The following is a 327-nucleotide window of genomic DNA, read 5'->3' as shown; positions in this document are numbered from 1 at the left end:
TCGTCGGACTCAAGAACCTCGTCAAAAAAGAAGGCCTGCACACCGTCTGCGAAGAAGCCGGCTGCCCCAACATCTTCGAATGCTGGGAAGACAAGGAAGCCACCTTCCTCATCGGCGGCTCCGAATGCACCCGCCGCTGCGACTTCTGCCAGATCGACACCGGCAAACCCTCACCCCTGGACCGGTTCGAACCCACCAAGGTGGCCCGCTCCGTGCAGTCCATGCAGCTCCGCTACGCCACCGTCACCGGCGTCGCCCGCGACGACCTCGAAGACGAAGGCGTCTGGCTCTACGCCGAAACCGTCCGCAAGATCCACGAACTGAACC

Annotated in this window: 1 protein-coding gene; it reads left to right on the top strand. The window is 62.7% G+C overall.

The genetic code is table 11. The features are described from left to right. Window positions 1-327: lipoyl synthase (locus AC5RT3_RS20680; RefSeq protein ID WP_494125118.1), on the top strand; the 327-nt coding region annotated here is incomplete at both ends.

The organism is Arthrobacter sp. Y3221159, from assembly GCF_059089885.1.
The sequence above is the reverse complement of the archived record's forward strand: the minus strand, read 5'-3'. Positions and strand labels throughout refer to the sequence as shown.